18 protein-coding genes are annotated in these 21,759 nt (G+C 48.3%); 5 read left to right on the forward strand and 13 right to left on the reverse strand.

Translation table 11 applies throughout. The annotated features are described in order from the left end of the window. Positions 1–28: 28 nt before the first annotated feature. The 7 genes from priA to B5D42_RS04535 form a co-directional block, all read right to left on the reverse strand. Positions 29–2,464 (reverse strand): replication restart helicase PriA, encoded by a 2,436-nt coding sequence (gene priA / locus B5D42_RS04505; RefSeq protein WP_245825548.1) that lies wholly within the window; start codon positions 2,462–2,464, stop codon positions 29–31. 28 nt (positions 2,465–2,492) lie between these two features. Further along, on the reverse strand, positions 2,493–3,251 hold the full coding sequence (locus B5D42_RS04510) for a lysophospholipid acyltransferase family protein (RefSeq protein ID WP_245825550.1): 759 nt from the start codon (positions 3,249–3,251) through the stop codon (positions 2,493–2,495). A 45-nt stretch (positions 3,252–3,296) separates the two neighbouring features. After that, positions 3,297–4,727 carry an ammonium transporter gene (locus B5D42_RS04515; RefSeq protein ID WP_078830250.1) on the reverse strand — a complete coding sequence of 477 codons (1,431 nt, stop codon included), beginning with the start codon at positions 4,725–4,727 and terminating at the stop codon, positions 3,297–3,299. 156 nt (positions 4,728–4,883) lie between these two features. After that, on the reverse strand, positions 4,884–6,365 hold the full coding sequence (locus tag B5D42_RS04520) for a glutamate synthase subunit beta (RefSeq protein ID WP_078830251.1): 1,482 nt from the start codon (positions 6,363–6,365) through the stop codon (positions 4,884–4,886). Positions 6,366–6,389: 24 nt separating this feature from the next. Then, positions 6,390–10,916 carry a glutamate synthase large subunit gene (gltB, locus tag B5D42_RS04525; protein WP_078830252.1) on the reverse strand — a complete coding sequence of 1,509 codons (4,527 nt, stop codon included), beginning with the start codon at positions 10,914–10,916 and terminating at the stop codon, positions 6,390–6,392. Between the two features lie 259 nt (positions 10,917–11,175). Continuing rightward, a complete protein-coding gene (gene ispE / locus B5D42_RS04530) occupies positions 11,176–12,015 on the reverse strand; it encodes a 4-(cytidine 5'-diphospho)-2-C-methyl-D-erythritol kinase (RefSeq protein ID WP_078830253.1) in 840 nt (279 codons plus the stop codon). A gap of 26 nt (positions 12,016–12,041) precedes the next feature. After that, positions 12,042–12,632: a bifunctional nuclease family protein gene (locus B5D42_RS04535; RefSeq protein ID WP_078830498.1), complete on the reverse strand. Its 591-nt coding sequence runs from the start codon at positions 12,630–12,632 to the stop codon at positions 12,042–12,044. A gap of 122 nt (positions 12,633–12,754) precedes the next feature. Between B5D42_RS04535 and B5D42_RS04540 the strand changes: the two genes are divergently transcribed. Further along, positions 12,755–13,081: a cupin domain-containing protein gene (locus B5D42_RS04540; protein ID WP_078830254.1), complete on the forward strand. Its 327-nt coding sequence runs from the start codon at positions 12,755–12,757 to the stop codon at positions 13,079–13,081. An 11-nt stretch (positions 13,082–13,092) separates the two neighbouring features. Next, positions 13,093–13,881 (forward strand): SDR family oxidoreductase, encoded by a 789-nt coding sequence (locus tag B5D42_RS04545; protein ID WP_078830255.1) that lies wholly within the window; start codon positions 13,093–13,095, stop codon positions 13,879–13,881. 69 nt (positions 13,882–13,950) lie between these two features. Here the strand turns inward: B5D42_RS04545 and B5D42_RS04550 are convergent, their stop codons facing one another. Then, entirely contained in the window at positions 13,951–14,916 is a 966-nt protein-coding gene (locus B5D42_RS04550; RefSeq protein WP_078830256.1) for an electron transfer flavoprotein subunit alpha/FixB family protein, read from the reverse strand. Positions 14,917–14,967: 51 nt separating this feature from the next. Continuing rightward, positions 14,968–15,711 carry an electron transfer flavoprotein subunit beta/FixA family protein gene (locus tag B5D42_RS04555; protein WP_078830257.1) on the reverse strand — a complete coding sequence of 248 codons (744 nt, stop codon included), beginning with the start codon at positions 15,709–15,711 and terminating at the stop codon, positions 14,968–14,970. Between the two features lie 198 nt (positions 15,712–15,909). Between B5D42_RS04555 and B5D42_RS04560 the strand changes: the two genes are divergently transcribed. Further along, complete coding sequence (locus B5D42_RS04560; protein ID WP_078830499.1) at positions 15,910–16,224, forward strand: tetratricopeptide repeat protein; 315 nt, start codon at positions 15,910–15,912, stop codon at positions 16,222–16,224. Between the two features lie 5 nt (positions 16,225–16,229). Here the strand turns inward: B5D42_RS04560 and B5D42_RS17830 are convergent, their stop codons facing one another. Next, positions 16,230–16,388, reverse strand: coding sequence for a hypothetical protein (locus tag B5D42_RS17830; protein ID WP_176112899.1), 159 nt, complete (start codon positions 16,386–16,388; stop codon positions 16,230–16,232). 48 nt (positions 16,389–16,436) lie between these two features. Continuing rightward, positions 16,437–17,021 (reverse strand): hypothetical protein, encoded by a 585-nt coding sequence (locus B5D42_RS04565; RefSeq protein WP_139366983.1) that lies wholly within the window; start codon positions 17,019–17,021, stop codon positions 16,437–16,439. 160 nt (positions 17,022–17,181) lie between these two features. On the opposite strand from B5D42_RS04565, the gene hutU reads away from it, so the two are divergent. Beyond that, positions 17,182–18,843: a urocanate hydratase gene (gene hutU / locus B5D42_RS04570; RefSeq protein ID WP_078830500.1), complete on the forward strand. Its 1,662-nt coding sequence runs from the start codon at positions 17,182–17,184 to the stop codon at positions 18,841–18,843. A gap of 73 nt (positions 18,844–18,916) precedes the next feature. Then, positions 18,917–19,702 (forward strand): hypothetical protein, encoded by a 786-nt coding sequence (locus B5D42_RS04575; RefSeq protein ID WP_078830260.1) that lies wholly within the window; start codon positions 18,917–18,919, stop codon positions 19,700–19,702. A 37-nt stretch (positions 19,703–19,739) separates the two neighbouring features. Here B5D42_RS04575 and B5D42_RS04580 read toward each other — a convergent pair whose 3' ends face one another. After that, on the reverse strand, positions 19,740–21,065 hold the full coding sequence (locus tag B5D42_RS04580) for a DEAD/DEAH box helicase (protein WP_078830261.1): 1,326 nt from the start codon (positions 21,063–21,065) through the stop codon (positions 19,740–19,742). A gap of 48 nt (positions 21,066–21,113) precedes the next feature. Continuing rightward, complete coding sequence (locus tag B5D42_RS04585; protein WP_078830262.1) at positions 21,114–21,677, reverse strand: hypothetical protein; 564 nt, start codon at positions 21,675–21,677, stop codon at positions 21,114–21,116. Positions 21,678–21,759 lie beyond the last annotated feature (82 nt).

The raw sequence follows: 21,759 nt of genomic DNA on the forward strand, positions 1-21,759 counted from the left end.
CATGAAAATAAAGAATCCGGCGCGATTGTTATACCGGGTCTACATCCGGAAGGATCATGACAGATCTGTAACGCTTATTCGATTGAATGATCACGATCTGCTGTGCGATCTCCCTTTTACATTGAATGATGCGGTTTGAGTTTTTGGGCAGTTTGATCAGGATCTCCCAGATATGCTGGTTCCGCACACGGTCCACAACAGGTTGCGCAGGACCATTCATTTCCTGTGCGAAACCCGCTTTCATGCCCTGCATCATCAGGTTGGCAGCTTCCTCTGCCAGGTGTTTTTCCTTATGCCGGAAAATTACACGGATCAGTCTTGTGAAAGGCGGGTAGCCGAATTGTCTGCGGTTGTTCAGCTCTGCATGGAAGAGGCTGGTGTAATCATGCGCTTTAACAAACTGCAGTACGGGATGGTGTACATTGCTGACCTGTATCAGTACTTTTCCATCTGCATCTTTTCTGCCGGCCCTGCCGCTTACCTGTTCCATCAGCTGGTATGCTCTTTCGTTTACTCTGAAATCGGTAAAGTTCAGAATTCCGTCGGCATCAATGATGCCTACCAGGTTCACATGAATGAAATCGAGTCCTTTTACGACCATCTGCGTACCTACCAGGATATCGATACGTTGTTCTTCAAAGCGTTTGATCAGTGCATCATGGTCGTTCTTGCCTTTGATGCTGTCATAATCCATCCTCGCCACTTTTGCGTCGGGGAATTTTTCGGTCAGCAATTCTTCGATCTGTTCCGTGCCGAAATTTTTCTGGATAAAATTATGGCTGCCGCAGGCGGTACAGGTTTGTATCACCGGGTATACAGTGCCGCAGTAATGGCATGCCAGTTTATTCTTCGATTTATGGTAAGTAAGCGTTACATCACACTGTTTGCAATGCGGAATCCAGCCACAGGTATTGCAGATCTGGTAAGGCGCATAACCGCGGCGGTTCTGAAAAAGGATCACCTGTTTTTTGTTAACCAGCGAATCGCTGATCTCCTGCAGCAACGCGGGTGAGAATGCCAGCTTGCCTTTGGTCTGCAACGGCGTAAGATCTACCAGCCTGATTTCCGGAAGGGCTGCATTGCCAAAACGTTCCGACAGCGTAACAAGACCATATTTCCCGCGCACACAGTTGTAATAACTTTCTATGGAAGGAGTGGCGCTGCCCAGCAAAACCCTGGCGCCGAACAATGATGCATAATAAACGGCGGCATCGCGTGCATGATAACGCGGTGCCGGCTCCTGCTGTTTGTAAGAAGCGTCATGCTCTTCATCTATGATAATAAAACCAAGTTGCCTGAACGGCAGGAACAGGGAAGAGCGTGCGCCCAATACAGCTTTGATCTCTCCTGATTTTACTTTGTGCCAGATCTCCACGCGTTCATTCGGATTGAATTTGGAATGATAGATGGCGATCTGGCTGCCGAAATGCTGTTGCAGTCTCCTGATCATCTGCGCCGTGAGCGCAATTTCCGGAAGCATGTACAGTACCTGCTTTCCGCTTGCGATATGCGCTTCGATGAGTTTTATGTAAAGCTGGGTTTTGCCGCTGGCGGTAACACCATGCAGCAGGCAAACATTTTTATCTTCAAAGCGGGCATTGATCTCGCCCAGTGCGATTTCCTGGGCAGGAGAAAGCTCAAAACGGATGTTAAGGTCTTTGGGTAATGACACGATCCGGTCCTTTGCTCTTTTCTGCGCAACAAGGATCTTCTTATCCGTCAATGCTTTCAGCTGCGCGTCTGTTGCGCCGGATTTTTTAAGCAGTTCTGCTTTGATCACTTCGCCTTCCGCTTTTACAAGATGCAGGTAGGCCAGTAATAATTCCAATTGTTTCGCCGCGCGTGAAGTCCAGTTGTTCAGCAGTTCGGCCAGATTTTCTTCCTGGTGATAATCGGGGTGGAGCGTGATATAGGTTTCAGTCTTTACCTTGTATTTTTCTTTCAGCTCCTCCCATACATAGCAGATGTTTTTGTCGATCAGTTTACGGATAACCGGGTAAACCCTGTTGCTGTCGAGCAATTGCTGCACTTCCGATAAGCGCAGTTCCTTTTTCATTTCGAGCGCTTCCGTAACCATGTATTCCGCATCGTTGAGGTCGGATGGTTCATATTCTGCGGTCTCGTTCCAGATCAGTACGCTTTCGCTGGAGAGTTTGAGATTGGCGGGAATGGCTGCCTGCATCACTTCACCCTCCGTGCACATATAATACTCCGCGATCCATTGCCAGAGTTCCAGTTGCTGCGGATGCAGCAGCGGCTCATTATCGAGCACATTCAGGATCTCTTTCGGTTCAAAAGCAGCCGGCTTGTTCTGCAGGATTTGTTTGACTATGCCTGCATATTTTTTATTTCCCAAAGTTACTTCCACGCGCACGCCGGGCTGTATGCCGGATTGCATTGCCAATGGCACAGCCCAGGTATAATTTTTCGGTAACGCAAGTGGTATGATGACTTCAATAAACAAAACGGCGGAATTTGAGCAAAAATAAGCTTTAAGCAGCTGGGTAATTGCGATAGCGTCGCAGACCTGCTTCCATTTTCCTGTAAACCAGCTCTTTCAGTGCGGGAATATCTTCCGGGGTCATACCCGTTACAGGTATTTCTTCAAGGTATATCACGCGGTTGATGCCGGGTGTCAATTCGAAAATGCCGCGGTAATGCAGCCTGTCGATCGTGTCGGGCAATAATACGGGTTTGATCGAAGTCTGCGTTTCAATGGCAATCCGGAATGCGCCATCGAAAAAACTTTTCAGGGGCTGGCCGGTTTCATTGAATGTGCCTTCGGGGAAAATGAAGATGGAAATGCCGTGTTTCAATGCGCTTTTCAATGCCCTTACACTTCTGGCCCTTGTTTCTGCATTGCGCCTGTCAACAAGGATTACAGCTGCCCGGTAAATCCATCCGAACACCGGGATCTTCACCATTTCATATTTGCCGAGGATACGGATGGGCTGGTGTGCGATCAGTACCAGCGGCGGAATGTCCATATAGGAAATATGGTTCGCTACAAAAATATACTGACGACTTGTGTCATGCGGCGCTTCGTGGATCTCTTTATGCCTTATTCCCGTAAGCAGGTACCAGGCTTTCGCCCACAACATGCAAAGCCCGTAGATCATATTGCCCCCTCTGAGTTTTCCGAAAAGAAGCGACAGCAATACAAACGGGAAAACCAGGAACATCAGGATCACGAACATCAGCAACGCATAAACGCAATAGATATACTGAGCCAGTCTGATTAAGCCTTTCATTGGCCGAACTTAACATAAAATCAGAACAAAGCAGCATCTGCGTTTTTAATGCACGGAAGCAGCTACCGAACCGTTCACCGGAGATGGGGTATGCTGTGGCAGCAGGATTGTTTCTTCGTACCTGCCGCTCTCTTCAATGATCAGTGTTCCCTGCACGTATTTTTCATTGTGCTGTGTTGCATCCAGGCCTATTTCTTCCTCTTCTGAGCTCACCCGCAACGGAAGGACAAAATTGATGAATTTGAAAATGAGGAAAGAAACGGTAAAACTGTAAGCGATCACAATACCCAGTGCTTTCAGCTGTGTAAAGAAGAATGCTGCATTGCCGTAAAAAAGTCCGTCCGTACCCGCATCATTCACTGCCTTGCTTGCAAAGACTCCGGTAAGCAGCATACCTACCATGCCCCCGATACCATGGCAGGGGAATACATCGAGTGTATCGTCGAGCACGGATTTGCTTTTATAATAAACTGCCATATTGGAAATGATCGCAGAAACGAATCCGATAAAAATACTCTGCGGAACAGCCACAAAACCTGCACCCGGTGTAATGGCTACCAGGCCAACCACGGCGCCGATACAGAACCCGAGAACGGATGGCTTTTTACCACGGATCACGTCAAAGAACATCCATGAAAGTCCGGCGGCAGCAGCAGCTGTATTGGTAGTTGCGAATGCAGAAACAGCCAGAACGTTTGCGCCCAGTGCCGAGCCGGCATTGAACCCGAACCAGCCGAACCATAAAAGGCCCGTTCCGATCAATACATAAGGGATATTAGCTGGCGGCACTTCCTGGTGGTTTAAATGAGCCTGCCTGCGTTTGAGTACCATTGCTCCGGCAAGTGCCGCACAGCCTGCCGAAATATGTACAACCGTTCCGCCCGCGAAATCCAGAACTCCCATTTTAAAAAGAAAACCGTTGGGGTGCCAGGTCCAGTGCGCAATAGGAGCATAGACCAGCAAACTGAATAAAGCAATAAAAAGAATATAAGCTGTGAACCGGATCCGCTCTGCTACCGCACCAACAACAAGTCCCGGGGTAATGATCGCGAACATCAGCTGGAAGAGCGCGAACAGGGCAAAGGGAACGGTAGGGGCCAGGCTCCATGGTGCGCCCGACATAACACCTTTAAAGAAAAGATAAGTGCCGGGGTTGCCGATGAAACCACCGACAGAATCGCCGAAACAAAGGCTGAAGCCAATGAATACCCAGAATATGCTTACAACGCCCGCCGCTACCACACTTTTGATCATGGTGGAGATCACATTTTTCCTGTGCACCATCCCGCCGTAGAAAAATGCAAGCCCTGGTGTCATCAGGAAGACCAGCGCCGTTGCCGTGAGCAGCCAGGCGATATCCGCACTGTTGAATTTGCCGCTTGTGAAAGTGGGTAAAGTTGGAGTAAAAACAGCGGCAAGGGCTACCAGTGCCAATACCGCAAACGGAGCTGACTGTTTTAGCGTTGGTTTCTTCATGATATTTTAAAAATATATATTTAACTATTTCTTTCATGAAGTTACCATTTAAGCTAATTCTGTAGTCAAAAAATAATAAATTTAATTTATTTATATTTAAATTATTTTGAAATAAACCTTATCAAGTAAGTGTTTACAGGCCCCTACATTTATATATCAATATTTTTCATTTGAAAGACAGCTTAGTTCTTTACTCTCCAGCAAAGAACTGCCCATCAGAAATTCATCCACCTTTCTTGCGCATTCCCTGCCTTCACTGATGGCCCATACCACCAATGATTGACCACGCCGCATGTCGCCGGCTGTAAAGATCTTTGGAATGCTGGTCTGGAAAAACTGCTCATCTGCTTTTACATTTCCGCGTTCATCGAGGCTAATTCCCAGTTCGTTGATCAGTCCGTCGTGCTGCGGATGCAGGAAACCCATTGCCAGGAAAACCTGCTGGCAGGGAATAGTTCGTTCGCTGCCAGGTCTTTCTGCAAATTGCGCGGGCCTGCCATCGCTGCCGCATGTCCACTCCAGGTCTGCGATCCGCAAGGCGGTAAGGTGCCCGGTTTCATCGCCGAGAAAAGCTTTGGTAACAACTGCCCAGTTTCTTTCCACACCTTCTTCATGCGAGGAGGAGGTTTTCAGCGTCATCGGGTAAGTTGGCCAGGGCATGTATGCAGTGCGCTTTTCCGGCGGTTTGGGGAGGAGCTCGAATTGTGTTACGGAAACCGCTCCCTGCCTGTTGGAGGTTCCTACGCAATCGCTGCCTGTATCACCACCGCCTATTACCACTACCTGTTTGCCGGTTGCTTTTATTTCTTCTGTATTGCCGGCCGCTGTATTACTTACCCTTTTGTTTTGCTGTTTAAGGAAGTCCATGGCAAAATGCACCCCTTTCAGTTGCCTTCCCGGTATGTCAAGATCTCTGGGGATGGTTGATCCGCCGGCCAGTACAATTGAATGAAATCCGCGAAGCAGGTCGCTGATGCTTGTATTCACACCCACATTGGCATTGCATCGGAATATGATGCCTTCTTCCTTCATCAGCGTGATCCTCCGCTCCACAACCCATTTTTCCAGTTTGAAGTCGGGAATACCGTAGCGCAATAATCCGCCTGGCTGATCATCCCGTTCAAAAACAGTTACCTCGTGTCCCGCATAGTTCAGCTGTGCGGCCGCAGCAAGACCTGCCGGTCCGGAACCGACAACAGCGACTTTTTTACCAGTGCGTAGATTGATCTTTTTCGGTACCACAAAACCTTTATCGAACGCGATCTCAATAATATGCTTTTCGATCTCTTCAATTGCAACAGGCGACTGGTTGATACCCAACACGCATGCGCTTTCGCAGGGTGCAGGGCAGATGCGTCCTGTAAATTCAGGGAAATTATTGGTGGCACTTAGGATCTCATAAGCTTCACGCCAGTTCTGCCGGTAAACTGCGTCATTGAATTCGGGGATAATATTGCCGAGCGGGCAGCCGCTATGACAAAACGGTACGCCGCAGTTCATGCATCTGGCGGCCTGCTGGTTCAGTTGCTGGTCTGGTAATCTTGCTACAAACTCATTGTAATCTTTGACCCTTTTCTCTGGTTGCCTTTTTTCGGGGGCTACCCTGGAGAATTCTATAAATCCGGTTGGTTTACCCATGGTTATTATCTTTTAAACTGCTGGTTATGATGGTATGGTTGCCTGAAGGCGTTGTTGCAGGAGTGCTTTTTTATAATCTGTAGGAAAGACCTTTATGAAATGCTTTTGCTGATTTTCGAGATCATCCAGTATGAATTTCGCCACAGTGCTTCCTGTATAGTTATAATGATTGCCGATCATGTTTTTTAATAAGGGCAGGTCTTCGGATGATACTTCATCCAGGTCTACCATTTCCCTGTTGCAGCGGTCGGTGAAATTTCCGGCAGGGTCATAGATATAAGCAATTCCGCCGCTCATTCCGGCTGCAAAGTTCCGGCCGGTTTCGCCGAGTATGACTATCGTGCCGCCGGTCATGTATTCACAACCATGATCGCCTACGCCTTCGGTTACAACAGATGCGCCGGAATTACGTACCGCGAATCGTTCACCTGCTTTTCCCCTGATGAAAGCTTCGCCCGATGTAGCGCCGTAAAACGCAACATTGCCAATGATGATATTTTCTTCAGGGATAAAAGACGCATCTTTCTCAGGATAAACGATCAGCCGCGCGCCGCTCAGTCCTTTTCCGAAATAATCGTTTGCATCGCCTTCGAGTTCAAGCGTCATTCCTTTTGTGTTGAATGCGCCGAAGCTTTGTCCTGCAGTGCCCCTGAAACTGAAATGCAAAGTGTCGTGGGGAAGTCCTTCGCTTTTATATTTTTTTGTGATCTCGTTCGATAATAATGTCCCTATGGTGCGATCCGTGTTTTTGATATTAAAAGATGCTTTTACCTGCGCGCCATTCTTAAGTGCAGGTTCTGCCGCACGTAACAGCTGCCAGTCGAGAATAGCTGCGAGGCCATGATCCTGCTCTTCCTGCTTATATAAGCCGGTATACAGCGATGCGGGTTCTTTGTAAAGTATGGCGGATAAATCGAGATTTGCATATTTCCAGTGACTGATGTCGTCTCTCATTTCCAGCGAATCTACCTGGCCGATCATTTCATTCACTGTTCTGAAACCCAATTCTGCCATGATCTCGCGCAGTTCCTGTGTAATGAAACGGAAAAGGTTCACCACATGTTCCGGATCTCCGGTGAAGCGATCGCGTAATAATGGATCTTGTGTTGCAATGCCTACAGGACAGGTATTCAGATGACATTTGCGCATCATGATACAGCCTTCCACAACCAGCGCGGCCGTTGCAACGCCCCATTCTTCTGCACCGAGCAAAGCTGCTATGGCAATGTCGCGGCCGGTTTTCATCTGGCCGTCGGCCTGAACGGTGATCCTGCTGCGCAATTTGTTTTTAACCAATGTCTGGTGTGTTTCTGCAAGCCCGAGTTCCCAGGGAAGACCTGCATGCTTTACCGAGCTGATCGGTGAAGCACCTGTGCCTCCGTCAAAACCTGCGATGAGTACCACATCTGCTTTTGCTTTTGCAACACCGGCTGCAATCGTTCCAACACCTGCTTTGGATACGAGCTTTACATTGATGCGTGCATTCCTGTTGGCATTTTTAAGATCGAATATGAGTTGCGCGAGGTCTTCGATGGAATAGATATCATGATGCGGTGGTGGTGATATCAGCCCTACGCCTGGTGTGGCATGGCGTGTTCTGCCGATCCATTCATCTACTTTGTGGCCGGGTAGTTGTCCGCCTTCTCCCGGTTTTGCCCCCTGTGCCATTTTGATCTGGATCTCATCGGCTTCTGTCAGGTAACGGCTTGTAACACCAAAACGTGCAGATGCTACCTGTTTGATGGAGGAGCGCATCTGGTCGCCGTTTGGTTTTGGTTCATAACGTGATTCATCTTCTCCGCCTTCGCCGGTATTGCTTTTCCCGCCTAAACGGTTCATGGCTATGGCCAGCGTGGTATGTGCTTCCCAGGAAATGGATCCGAACGACATAGCGCCCGTTGCAAAACGTTTGTAAATGTTTTCAGCCGGTTCTACTTCTTCCAGCGGAATAGAAGGTTTATTACGCCGGAACCTGAACAGGCTTCTTAAGGTACAGGCTTTTTCATCCTGCTTGTTAATGAGCTTTGCGTATTTTTTGAAAGTGTTATAATCATTCATCCTTGTTGAATACTGCAGGAGATGAATGGTCTGCGGATTGAAATGATGGTATTCGCCTTTTCTTTTCCACTGGTAGATGCCGCCAACAGGCAGCCTGTCTGACGGTATTGCTTTTTTGCTGAATGCGAAATGATGTTTCGCCAGTACCTCACGCGCAATTTCATCCAGTCCCATACCTGCAATACGTGAAGTGGCCCCCGTGAAATAAGTATCCACTACCTGCCTGTTCAGTCCTATGATCTCGAAGATCTGCGCACCCTGGTAGGATTGCAGCGTGGAAATACCCATTTTTGAAAACACTTTTAACAGGCCATCGTTAACTGCCTTGATGTAATTTTTTTTGAGCTGATCCACGTCCTGCACATTTTCAAGTTTGCCGCTCAGCTTCATGTCCCTGATAGATGATAACGCGAGATAAGGATTGATGGCTGTTGCACCGAAGCCGATCAGGCAGGCAAAATGATGTACTTCCCATGCATCGCCTGCTTCAACAATAATTCCAACCCGGCTCCTGTAGCCCTTGCGGATAAGGTGATGATGTACGGCTGATGTGGCCAGCAGCGAAGGCATGGGTGCATGGTCCGAATCTATGGCCCGGTCGGTGAGTATGATCACTTCAAAACCGTCTTCCACCGCATCTGCAGCGTAACGGCAAAGCCTGTCCAGCCCTGCTTTTAACGAGCCTGGTTTGCCATCGGCCCTGAAATAGGTCTGCAGCGTTTTTGCCTGGAAAATCCCGGTATCGATGCTGCGGATCTTTTCAAGTTCATAATTGGTAAGGATGGGCTGCCTGAGCGCTACACTGTGGCAGGCAAGCGGGTCTTCACTGAGGAGGTTGCCGTTACTGCCTGCAAATGTGGCCAGCGACATAACCATTTTTTCCCTGATCGGATCGATGGGCGGATTGGTAACCTGCGCAAATAACTGTTTGAAATAACAACTCAGATGCTGCGGCTGGTCGCTGAGTACGGCGAGGGGAATATCTGTTCCCATAGAGCCTATGGGTTCCTTTGCATCGATGGCCATAGGTGCAATAATAGTGTCCAGGTCTTCAGTGGAATAACCAAATGCTTTCTGGTATTTGAATACCTGTTCGGGCTCAAGGTGCGTGAACATTACACGCGGCTCAGGCAATTCTTCCAGCCTGATCTTGTATTTGTTCAGCCAGTCTGCATAAGGTTTGCGTGCGCAGATCGCCTGTTTCAGTTCGTCATCGCTGATGATCCGGCCCTGTTCCATGTCTACCACGAACATTCTTCCCGGCTGCAGCCTGCCTTTTTCCTTTATCAGCGATGCTTCCACAGGCAGTGCGCCTGTTTCTGATGCCATGATCACTCTTTCATCCAGGGTTACACAATAGCGTGATGGACGTAGCCCGTTCCGGTCAAGTGTAGCGCCGATTATTTTTCCATCGGTGAATGAGATGGACGCAGGGCCGTCCCAGGGCTCCATCATGCAGGCATGGTATTCATAGAATGCTTTTTTGGCGGCATCCATTTGTTCATTGTTGTCCCATGCCTCAGGGATCAGCATCATCATTACATGTGGTAATGACCTGCCGCACAACGTTAGCAGTTCGATCATATTATCCAGGCATGCGGAATCCGACTGACCATCTGTGATCACAGGTAACAGCATGTCCATTTCCTCTTTGCTGAAATAGGGCGAAGTGAAACCTTTCTCACTGGAGCGCAACCAGTTCAGGTTGCCCTGCAGGGTATTGATCTCACCATTATGTGCAATGTAACGGAATGGTTGCGCCAGTTTCCAGGAAGGGAAGGTGTTGGTGGCAAAACGGGAATGCACGAGACCGAATGCAGATACTACTCTTTTGTCGCTCAGGTCCGGGAAATAATTCCTTACCTGGCTGCTGGTCAGCTGTCCTTTATAAACAATGGTACGGCATGAAAGCGAAGCTAGGTAAAAACCGATCTCATCCTTTCTGACTGTATTCCTGATCGTATGACTTGCATGGTTGCGCAGTATAAAAAGCCTGCGTTCAAAGTCGTCTGCATGGGTAATATGGTCAGGGCAGGCCACGAACACATGTTCCATTACAGGTTCGGCTGAAAGAGCCGTTACGCCAATACCGGAAGGATTTACCGGTACTTTCCTGTACAGGAGAATATCCAGCCCGAGCTTTTCTGCTGCGCGGTTAAATATGTCGCGGCATTCTTCGCGCAACTGCAGGTCTTTCGGAAAGAAGATCGCGCCCACTGCATATTGCCCGAAAGAGGGGAGTTGTACGCCAAGCCGGACACATTCATCAAAGAAGAATTCGTGCGGAATCTGGATCATGATACCCGCGCCATCGCCGGTATTGCTTTCGCAGCCGCAGGCGCCCCTGTGTTCCATGTTTTCAAGCACGGTAAGCGCATCTGAAATATGCTGGTGCGATTTGCGGCCTTTGATACTGGCTACAAAGCCTATACCACAGGCATCATGTTCAAAAGCAGGGCTATACAAACCCTGGCTGGTTTGAGGAACAAGCATGTACAATCGAATTTGGGAATGAAAAAAAGATGGCAGGCGATCAGGTAGTAAATTAAAAAATATTGCGCTCTTTTTGAAAAATAATTTTACTTAAGCGTTGTTTTTATTGAAATTATTTAATAAATAGTAAGTATTGTTGAATATGCTCTATATGAAAACGAATGTTAGTTTATGGTTTTCTTCGGTTTTGTGCAAGAGTTTGCAGGAATGGAGCGAATCAACTTATCCGGTAATGTGTAATAATAAGGTAATTGACAGTTTAGTCGGGTCTGCTGCTTAAAGTTGCATGCGAGACAGAATAGTTGCGGAACAGGTCTGAAGGAATAGTGGCATCATGCTGATAGATACCGTATATCGTGCTGCCGGTGCCGCTTAATGAAGCATAAACTGCGCCTGAACGATACAGTTGATCTTTGATCTCTGCAAGTTCAGGATATGCTGCCAGTACCGGCGTTTCGAAATCATTTTTAATAAACTGCTTCCATTGTGCGGGCGGCATTGTGATCCGTTCTTTGAGTGAAACTGACGGCTGAGCCGGCCTGATCTGCGCAAATGCCCAGCCGGTAGAAATATGAATGCCCGGATGTACAAGCAGTATTTTATATCCTGAAAGATCCAGCTCCAATGGCTCCATTTCTTCACCCCTGCCTTTTGCAAAACAGGGTTTGTTCAGCAGGAAAAAAGGGCAATCGCTTCCCAGTTCAAGCGCATATTCGCTTAATCGTTCGTCCGGGATGGCAAGCTGGAACATATCGGATAATAAACGTAATGTAAAAGTACCGTCTGCACTGCCGCCGCCTAATCCTGCTCCCATCGGGATGGCTTTGTGTAAATGCATTTTCACTGCGGGTAATCCGGGATAGTCTTTTTTTAATAATTGCCAGGCCCTGATGCAAAGATTATCTTCCGGCCTGCCGTTTACCGGTAAACCGGATGCTGTAAAACTGATCTCATTTACGCCTGCACCTGCCGGTAATATCTCCAGGGCATCGCGAAGGCTTACTGGCAGGAATATGGTTTCCAGATCGTGATAACCATCCGTTCTTTTGCGGACAATATTCAGTCCCAGGTTGATCTTACAATTTGGAAAAACTACCATGGACAATCGGATGGAACGATGAGGAATTATTTACGTTTGTTGATCTCATCCCTGATGGCGATGGCACGGATATAGTCTTCATGCTCGAGTACTTCATTCAGCAGAGTCTGCAATTCATCCAGTGTCATGGTATGCAGGTCGCTGTGTGCATTTTCCTCAACAGTCTGTTCTGCTGTTTCTGTTTTGCTTTTCTTTTCACCGCCGGAATCTTCCATGATAATACCGGCATTGTCGAGGATATGTTCGTAGGTGTAAATAGGACAACCAAAACGTACGGCAAGCGCGAGGGCATCGCTGGTACGGCTGTCTATTTCTACGGTATCATTTTCTGTATAACAGATGAGTTTGGAATAGAAAATGCCTTCCTGCAGATCACTGATCACGATCTCCTGCAGTTCTACATTAAAAGCGTTCATGAAATTTTTCATGAGGTCATGGGTCAGCGGCCTGCTGGGTTGCATGTGTTCCAATGCTACCGCGATAGCCTGTGCTTCGAAGCCTCCGATCACGATCGGCAGTCGTCTCAGCCCGTTACTTTCTCCCAGTACCACCGCATAGGAATGCGTTTGGGTAATGCTGTGCGACAAAGCGACTATCTCCAGTTCTATCTTTTTCATAACGGACACGAAAATAGTTGAATTTAACGAATTGTTCATCAGCCGGGGCGGTTTCTCTGCTGCCGGAAAGATTTGTAACGGATGGGCCGTGTATTGTAACTTGTGCGTTCAATCATTCCTATATGCCCGTATTTGACCTTTCCGGTATCGCAGTCAAAGAAATTGTGCCAGGTTATGCCGCCCGTTTTATTCATACTGAGAGCATGACGCTTTCTTACCTGGATGTAGCTGCCGGTGCCATGCTGCCGGAACATTCGCATCCGCATGAGCAGGTTTCCCATGTGCTGGAGGGTGAATTTGAGCTGACGCTCGATGGTGTTCCGGTGCGTTTTGGTCCCGGCAGCGTTGTGGTGATCCCGTCCGGCGTGCGTCATTCCGGGCTGGCTGTTACCGATTGCAAACTGATGGATGTATTCAACCCGGTGCGGGAAGATTACAGGGCTTTGTAAAACATAATACTATGAATCTCGATCTGACAAGTAAAACGGCACTGGTATGCGGTGCGTCGCAGGGGCTTGGTGCGGCTGTGGCTTATGAACTTGCTTTGCTCGGAGCAGATGTTTTGCTGCTTGCGCGGAATGAAGCCAACCTGTTACAGGTGAAAACCGCGCTCCCGTGTAAGAATGGGCAACAACATGATCTCATTGCAGCAGACAGTTCCGATCCTGCAGCATTGCGGGATAAAGTAGCGGCTTACCTGGGTAATGAGCGTACCGTTCATATCATCGTTAATAATTCCGGCGGCCCGGCATCGGGTCCATTGCTGGATACGGCTGTGGCAGATCTTGATACGGCTTTCCGTTCGCACCTGATCACTGCGCACCTGCTCGCACAGTTGCTGGTGCCGGGAATGAAACAGGCTGGATATGGCCGTATCGTAAACATTGTTTCCACTTCCGTGAAAGAGCCGATCAAAGGGCTGGGGATCTCCAACAGTATACGTGCAGCCGTTGCCAACTGGGCCAAAACCCTTGCAGGTGAGATAGCCATGCATGGCATTACGGTAAATAATGTATTGCCTGGTTATACGCGTACAGCAAGATTGGATTACCTGTTCGGAAAACAGGCAGAAAGAAATGCGAGTACTGCCGGTGAGATCCGGGAACAGACTGTGAGCGGTATTCCTGCCGGTCGTCTTGGCGAACCCGCGGAGTTTGCGGCTGCCGTTGCATTTCTGTGTTCACCGGCAGCAGCCTACATCAATGGCATCAATCTCCCCGTAGATGGCGGCAGGTTAAATGGCCTCTGAACTTCAATGGCAAAAATAAAAAACGGGAACTGCTGCTGCGGTTCCCGTTTTCATTTATGTGAAAGATGATTAAGCGCCCGCTTTCATCTTTTTGATTTCTTCCGTGAGTTTCGGAACCACTTCGAACAGATCGCCTACAATACCATAGTCTGCTGCTTTGAAGAAAGGAGCTTCCGGATCTTTATTGATCACCACGATCACTTTACTCCGGTTAACACCGGCAAGGTGCTGGATAGCGCCGGAAATACCAAGAGCGATATAGAGGTTGGGTGCAACCTGAACGCCGGTTTGTCCTACGTGCTCGTGATGCGGCCTCCAGTGTGCATCACCTACAGGGCGGCTGCAGGCGGTAGCTGCGCCCAGTTCTTTCGCCAGGTCGAGGAGTACGCCCCAGTTTTCAGGGCCTTTCAGACCGCGTCCGCCACTTACCACAACATCGGCTTCCGTAAGCGGTACTTCGCCGGTTACTTTGTTCACGGCAGTTACTTTTACTTTTGGCGCTTCCACTGCAATGTTCAGTACGTTTACTTCCGCAGTTCCTTCTCCGCTTACAGTAGTAAAGCTGTTGGGGTTGAGTGATATCACTTTGATAGGAGAGCTGATGCTTACATTGGCAAATGCTTTGCCAGAAAATACGGTCTTGCGTACAACAAATCCGTTAGAAGTATCCGGCAATGCGCTGGCACCTGCTACAATACCGGCTTTCAGTCTTGCTGCAACACGTGAAGCAACGGCTTTGCCGGTCTGGTTATGGGAAATGACTACCACGGTTGCGCCGGTAGCGGTAACTGCTTCGGCAATTACTTTGGCATAGACCTGTGCATCCACGTGTTCCAGATTGGCGTCTTTTACCTGGTGTACTTTGGTAACACCATATTTACCCAGTGAAGCGAGATCGTCGTTCACATTGCCCAATACCAGCGCTTCTGCGCTTGTGCCGAGCTGGGCGGCCAGTTTTGCGCCATAGGTAAGTACTTCGAAAGAAGATTTTTTGATATGACCATCTGCCTGGTCTGCGAATATTAATACTGACATATTATGCCGGATTTTAAGAGTTGAAATAATGGAACCTTCTGTTCAGTGTGATCAGATCACTTTTGCTTCTTCATGCAGTAATCTTACCAGTTCTGCCACGTTATCAGGACTTACCAGCTTCACACCTGCTTTCGCCGGCGGTAATTCGAAGCTTACGATGCTGGTGAGTGCTTCGGTAGCAACAGGTTCTACCACTTTCAATGGTTTGGTACGTGCAGCCATAATACCACGCATGTTAGGGATGCGTTGCTCTGCCACGCCTTTCTGGCAGCTTACTACCAGCGGCAGCGCCACTTCGGCCACTTCTTCACCACCTTCGATCTCACGGGTAACGGTAGCTGTAGTTCCGTTCAGTTCAAATTTAGTTGCGAGGGAAATATAAGGTGCATCAGTAAGTTCTGCAACCATACCGCCGATAGAGGAACCATTGTAATCGATGGTTTCCTTACCGGTGAAGATCAGGTCGTAGCCACCCTGTTTCGCTATCTCCGCGATCTGGGCAGCAATATAATAACTGTCGCTGTTATCAGTATTTACACGGATCGCTTCATCGCCACCCAGCGCAAGCGCTTTACGGATGATCGGCTCTGCATCGGCACCGCCAACGGTAACCAGGTGCAGTGTTACAGAAGCGTCTTTTTCTTTCAGTTCAATCGCCCTTACCAATGCATACCATTCATCATAAGGATTGATGATCCATTGTACACCTGCTTCATCAAATTTGCTGTTGCCATCTGTAAAGGCAATTTTTGAAGTGGTGTCCGGAGTCTTGCTCACGCAAACTAAAATTTTCATAGATAACAATTGTTTTATTCGGCTATAGGAAAAAATAGTTGTTTATGCAACCAATACAAATATAGTAAGGTTTTCAACGCGGCAAAGGTTTGGATTATATATTTAACGGGAAAATTTAATTATGCCATTTTGCGGGCTTTTGCAAGGATTTATCTGCTTAATTTCGCTATCTGCCCATTTGTACACAAAAACATTTCTATGACAGACCGTATTGCCAGGATTATGGAGTTTTTGGAGGCCTCGCCAAAAGATAATTTTTTACGGCATGCACTGGCGCTGGAGTATGTGAAGGCGGAGGCCGACGACAAAGCCCGGTCTTTATTCGAGGCCATTCTGCAGGATAGTCCTGATTATGTGGGCTCTTATTACCATCTTGCCCGGCTGCTGGAACGTAACGGTGAGCGCGATGCGGCTGTGGAATGGTATGAAAAAGGAATGGCTGCCGCCCGGCTTGCAGGTGACAACCATTCTTACAATGAATTACAAGCGGCTTACGACGACCTGTTGTATTAACAGGATCAGCTTCCCCTGGATCCGCCGGTTTTGATTGGTTTTTTAGCAACCCCAACCGCTTTCGAAGCGCCGGGCTTTACAATGAATTTGGAACCCTGGCCACCCGGCTTGCTGCCTTTTGCGGCCTGTTTCCCTCCCTTGGAATTATTAACTGGTAACGCCATAGTAAAATTTTTATAACCCAAATATAACGCATTCGAAGGCTATTTCCATTATTTGCTGCCTGCTGTTATGCCTGTTCCTGCCACGGTGCTCACTGCCGCATCGTGCACTATGATCCTTGCGGGATATAAATTGCTGGACGAAATCCGGATCCAGCCTGAATACAATGCGCCGTTCTTTTCGAGCTGTACCGGCAGGTAGCTGTCCGTGCGGTTTTTCCACGGGCCTTCCCAGATGCTCCCCGCATTTTTGATCACCAGCGCTGAAGCCGAAACCGTCCATTCATAAGGTGTTAACGGTGTGATGCCGATGGTTTCATTTGCATTCATGCAGGCAACGAAAGGTTCATCTACAGTAACGGTCAGCAGTTTGTTCGAGTTCAACGGCTTTACTTTAAACTGCAGGTAAAATGCATTGTTCTCCTGTATGAGCACATTACTGAACCTGAAATCGGCAATGCCGTCTTTGTTCAGGTCTATAACAATGCTCTGATTATAAAACAGGCTACTGTCGTTCAGGTTCTGATAGATCGTATTACCCGCCGGCGGCGAAGGAGGTGTAACAGGGCTTGTGGCGGTTTTGCCGCAGGCCATAACAATGGCGCTACATGCCATTGCGTATAAGAAACGGTACATGCTCAGGTGTTTAGTTATGCAAACCAACAACCGGGCAGAGATTCTGCGAAACAGAAAAAGGGCGGGCGGATGTTTGCAGGGCTGAATGGTCATGCTTCACGAATCTTCGCAGGAGGCGGTTGGAGAAAAATTGTATTTTCATCGCGCTAAAACGATAAGAATGCCATACGACGTTACGAAATATAAAACCCCTACGGGTTCATCACTGCATTGCAAAGGCTGGATCCAGGAAGCCGCACTCCGGATGCTGCTCAATAACCTCGACCCCGAAGTTGCCGAAAGGCCCGACGACCTGATCGTGTACGGCGGCAGGGGCAAAGCTGCACGTAATTTTGAAAGCCTCGACCTGATCATCAAAGCGCTGAAAGACCTTGAGCATGATGAAACACTGCTGATCCAGAGCGGGAAACCGGTTGCAATCCTCAAAACACATAAAGACGCGCCTCGCGTGCTGTTGTCCAATTCACAGCTGGTGCCTAAATGGGCAACCTGGGAACACTTTACCGAGCTGGAGAAAAAAGGATTGATGATGTACGGACAGATGACTGCCGGCTCATGGATCTATATCGGCTCACAGGGCATTGTACAGGGAACTTATGAAACATTTGCTGCCGTCGGCGACAAGCATTTCAATGATTCGCTGAAAGGAACGCTGAGCGTTACTGCGGGTCTGGGAGGTATGGGCGGCGCTCAGCCGCTGGCCATCACCATGTGCGATGGAGTTGCCTTATGTGCTGAAGTGGAAGAATGGCGGATCGATAAAAGAATCGAAACAAAATACCTCGACCTGAAATTTACAGATATAGACCAGGCCATCGACAGGGCCGTCGCTGCCAGGGATGCCGGCGAAAGACTGAGCATCGGTGTGCTGTGTAATGCTGTGACGCTGTTACAGCGTCTTATAGACAGGCAGGTGAAAGTGGACGTGCTCACCGACCAGACTTCTGCGCATGATCCGCTGATCGGTTATACACCGCATACACTGGATAATGAAGCCGCTTCAAAAATGAGACAGGAAGATCCCGAAAAATATATCGCACTCGCATACGACAGCATGAAACTGCATGTTGAACTGATGCTGCAGTTACAGTTGTCCGGCGCTATCACATTCGATTATGGCAATAACCTTCGCGCAAGGGCCCAGGAACATGGTCTGGCCAATGCATTTGATTTTCCGGGCTTTGTACCTGCTTATATCAGGCCATTGTTCTGTGAAGGAAAAGGTCCGTTCCGCTGGGCTGCCCTGAGCGGCGATCCCGCCGATATAGCCGTTACGGATGAACTGATCCTGAAGCTGTTCCCTGAAAACAAAAGCCTGCAGCGCTGGATGAAAATGGCAAAGGAAAGAATCGCTTTCCAGGGCCTGCCTGCAAGGATCTGCTGGCTTGGGCAGGGCGAGCGCGAAAAGGCCGGCCTCGCCTTCAACGAACTTGTAAAAACAGGCCGGGTAAAAGCGCCCATCGTGATCGGCCGCGACCATCTCGATACCGGTTCTGTTGCCTCGCCTAACAGGGAAACGGAAGCTATGCTCGATGGCAGCGATGCCGTAGCAGACTGGCCGGTACTCAATGCGCTGGTCAATACGGCAGGCGGCGCCAGCTGGGTAAGCCTGCATCATGGCGGCGGCGTTGGTATGGGCTACAGTATCCATGCCGGGATGGTTATTGTAGCCGACGGCACCGATGAGGCCGCAGAACGTCTCTCAAGGGTATTGCGCAATGATCCGGGTATGGGTGTGATCCGTCATGCGGATGCCGGCTATGATAAAGCGCTGGATACCTTACGTGCGCATGGACTGGGGCTTACGGCGCGGTTGGGCTGACGGTGCAACGGAAAAGGGATATGGTTTGTCAGAACATGGCAATGCTTATACATAACCCTTAAAAACTATTGTTATGCGTTACCTGCTTTCACTAACTGCGGTGCTGGCTGTATTTTTTTCATCCTGCACCAAAGACGCCGGCCCTGTAACGGGAGGTGATTTCAAAGGCAAACTTGCGCGTGTCAAATCCGGTACTGATATCAGCAGTGAGTATTTCTACAATACGGCGGGGCAACTGGTCCATTGGATCAGTTATGTCAGCACCGGTGTAAAATCCGAGGATGTAACCCGCACATATTCAAACAACAAACTTGTTCGTGAAGACAGACTCATGAATTATTCCTCTTCACTTACAACTCCTCAGTACGACACCAGTTACACGATCTTCAGTTATAACAACAATGGCCTGTTGCAAAAAACGGATACTTATAACAGGAACGGACATGTCAGTGCCGCATCGAATAGTTATAATGCACAGGGGCAGCTGATTACATCGGAACTCACTCCCGGCAGTAACGGTGGAGTCGGTTTTTATATCCGTGCATCATACACCTATGATGCCAATGGAAATGTACAGACTGAAGAATATTACAATGGCAGTTCTGCAATAACCCCGGTAACCATTACAACAAGAACAACCTATGAGTACGATAATAAGGCGAACCCTTACCAGCATACCTGGGTAATGCCCTTTGGGGTTAACAGGAATAATATTACAAAGAAAACCGTTAAGAACTTCCTTTTACCAGGGCAGCCGGAGAATGTATCGCTCATCACTTACCAGGGCTATAATGCGGATGGATTCCCGTTACAGCACACTGAAAACGGCGCGGTATTCACTTATGAGTATTACCGGTAACGTCTAAAACCGTATTGAACAGAAAGTGTGGATCGGGTTATCTCGCAAACTCGATCCGCACTTTTTTGTTTTTGATCTTTTCTGATTGGATAAGATGTAAGATGCGGCTTGATTGCAGTTTTCTCACTGCAACAAAAGAGAAATGATCTTTCACTTCAATGAGGCCGATGTCTTCTTTTTTCAGATGCGCTTTATTGGAAAAAAAACCTACGATATCTATTTTATTCACTTTATCTTTTTTGCCTGCTGCAATGAATAACGTGGTCCATTTGGGTTTCTCAGGCAATTCTGCCTTTTCCGGTAAGCTGATTTCGCTCAGTTCTTCCGGGTTTACAAATGAAGGCAGTTTCTCTTCAGGTCCTAAAAGGAGGATCGCGGTGCCGCTTGCTTCCATACGTGCGGTGCGGCCGTTACGGTGCGTGTAAACATCTTCTGTGGCAGGCAGGTGATAATGAATGATGTACCTGATATTGGCGATGTCAAGTCCGCGTGATGCGAGGTCTGTAGTTACCAGTACGTTGGAGGAACCATTCCTGAATTTGCACAATGCGCTGTCGCGTTCGCGCTGCTCCAGTGCGCCGTGATAGAATACATTGAGAATGCCTTTTTCGGAAAGGATATGACTGGTACGTTCAACTGCATCCCTGTGGTTACAGAAAACGATGGCAGAACGGTTGCCCAGCATGCAGATCAGCCTGAAGAGGGTTTCTGCCTTGTCTTTTTCTTCGCTTTTTAAAACCTGTATGGCCAGCATATCCGGCGCTTCGCCTGAAAGAAAGTCCAGTGTTAAAGGATTTTGCAGGCCAATGAATGCCGGGATCTCCTCGCCGCCTGTTGCAGAAGTGAGGATTCTTTTTTTCAGGTTGGTCATTGCTGCGATCACTTCTTCCATTTCTTCCTGGAAACCGGCTTCCAGGGATTTGTCGAACTCGTCCAGTACAAGCGTTTCTATTCCATCAGGTTGAATATTTCCTCTGCGTAAATGATCGCCCAGGCGGCCGGGTGTTCCGATGATGAGTGCAGGGGCTTCTTTGAGGTTGTTCTCTTCTGTTTCACGCAGATGACCGCCGTAGCAGCAGGTCACTTTAAAACCCGTACCCATGGTTTTGAATACTTTTTCTATCTGTAACGCCAGTTCGCGGGAAGGGGTGATGATCAGCGCCTGCGTGTGTTTCTTCGCCTTGTCCATCCGCTGCAGCACAGGCAGCAGGAATGCCAGCGTTTTGCCGGATCCGGTATCTGATAAAAGTACCACATCTGCATGTTCTTCGTTTGCCCGGATCGACGCTTCCTGCATCTCGTTCAATGAATCGATACCGAGGTTCTCCAGGTAAGCTTTAAAAGGCATGTTCTTCTGTTCCATCCTGCAAAGGTAATCCTTATGCGTCAGGATGCGAAAGAGGGCGTGAAGCTAGTCGAGCCGCTTCATCAGTTCATCGTCTATCTTTTTGAAAAGATGGTAGGGCTTGTAAGTGCGCCATTCCGGGATCTCCATCAGTTCAATATAATAATTCAGCTTCTTTTTCCTGAAATCATGCTGTGCAGCTTCACTCATATTCAGTGCAATAACCCAGCCGTTCTCGTCGCTTACTTCCTCATACCATTCCTGGTAATATTCCTTGTCGCTGCTGTGAAAATTGAGCACATTTTCTGCAATAAGTATGTATTTGGTGATCCCTTCATTGAACAGGAGGTCCATCACTTCGCGTTTCATTTCCATGATATCATTCTCGATGGCATCGTTCCACTCGCCGATCAGTTCTATCACCGCAAACTGCAGCTCATAATCAGCATAAATGATCTTCATGTACAGTGTACGACTACCGAAATCGTCCCATTGCGGATGGATATAGTAATTGTAAACCGTCTGCGAAAACTCGAACTCGCTGTAGGTTCTGCCAAAAAAAGGCGAGCGCGGGTCTTCTTCCGAAGTGTAAATATGCCGCCAGTTGTAAAAAGGTTCTATTTCATGCATAATAAAAAAAATACCAATCAGGGGCTGTTAGAATTGCAGTCCTTGATTGGTATTTGCAAAGATATTCAAATCTTTTTATTCA

It is taken from the genome of Sediminibacterium ginsengisoli (assembly GCF_900167075.1).
In the GTDB taxonomy this organism is placed as follows: domain Bacteria; phylum Bacteroidota; class Bacteroidia; order Chitinophagales; family Chitinophagaceae; genus Sediminibacterium; species Sediminibacterium ginsengisoli.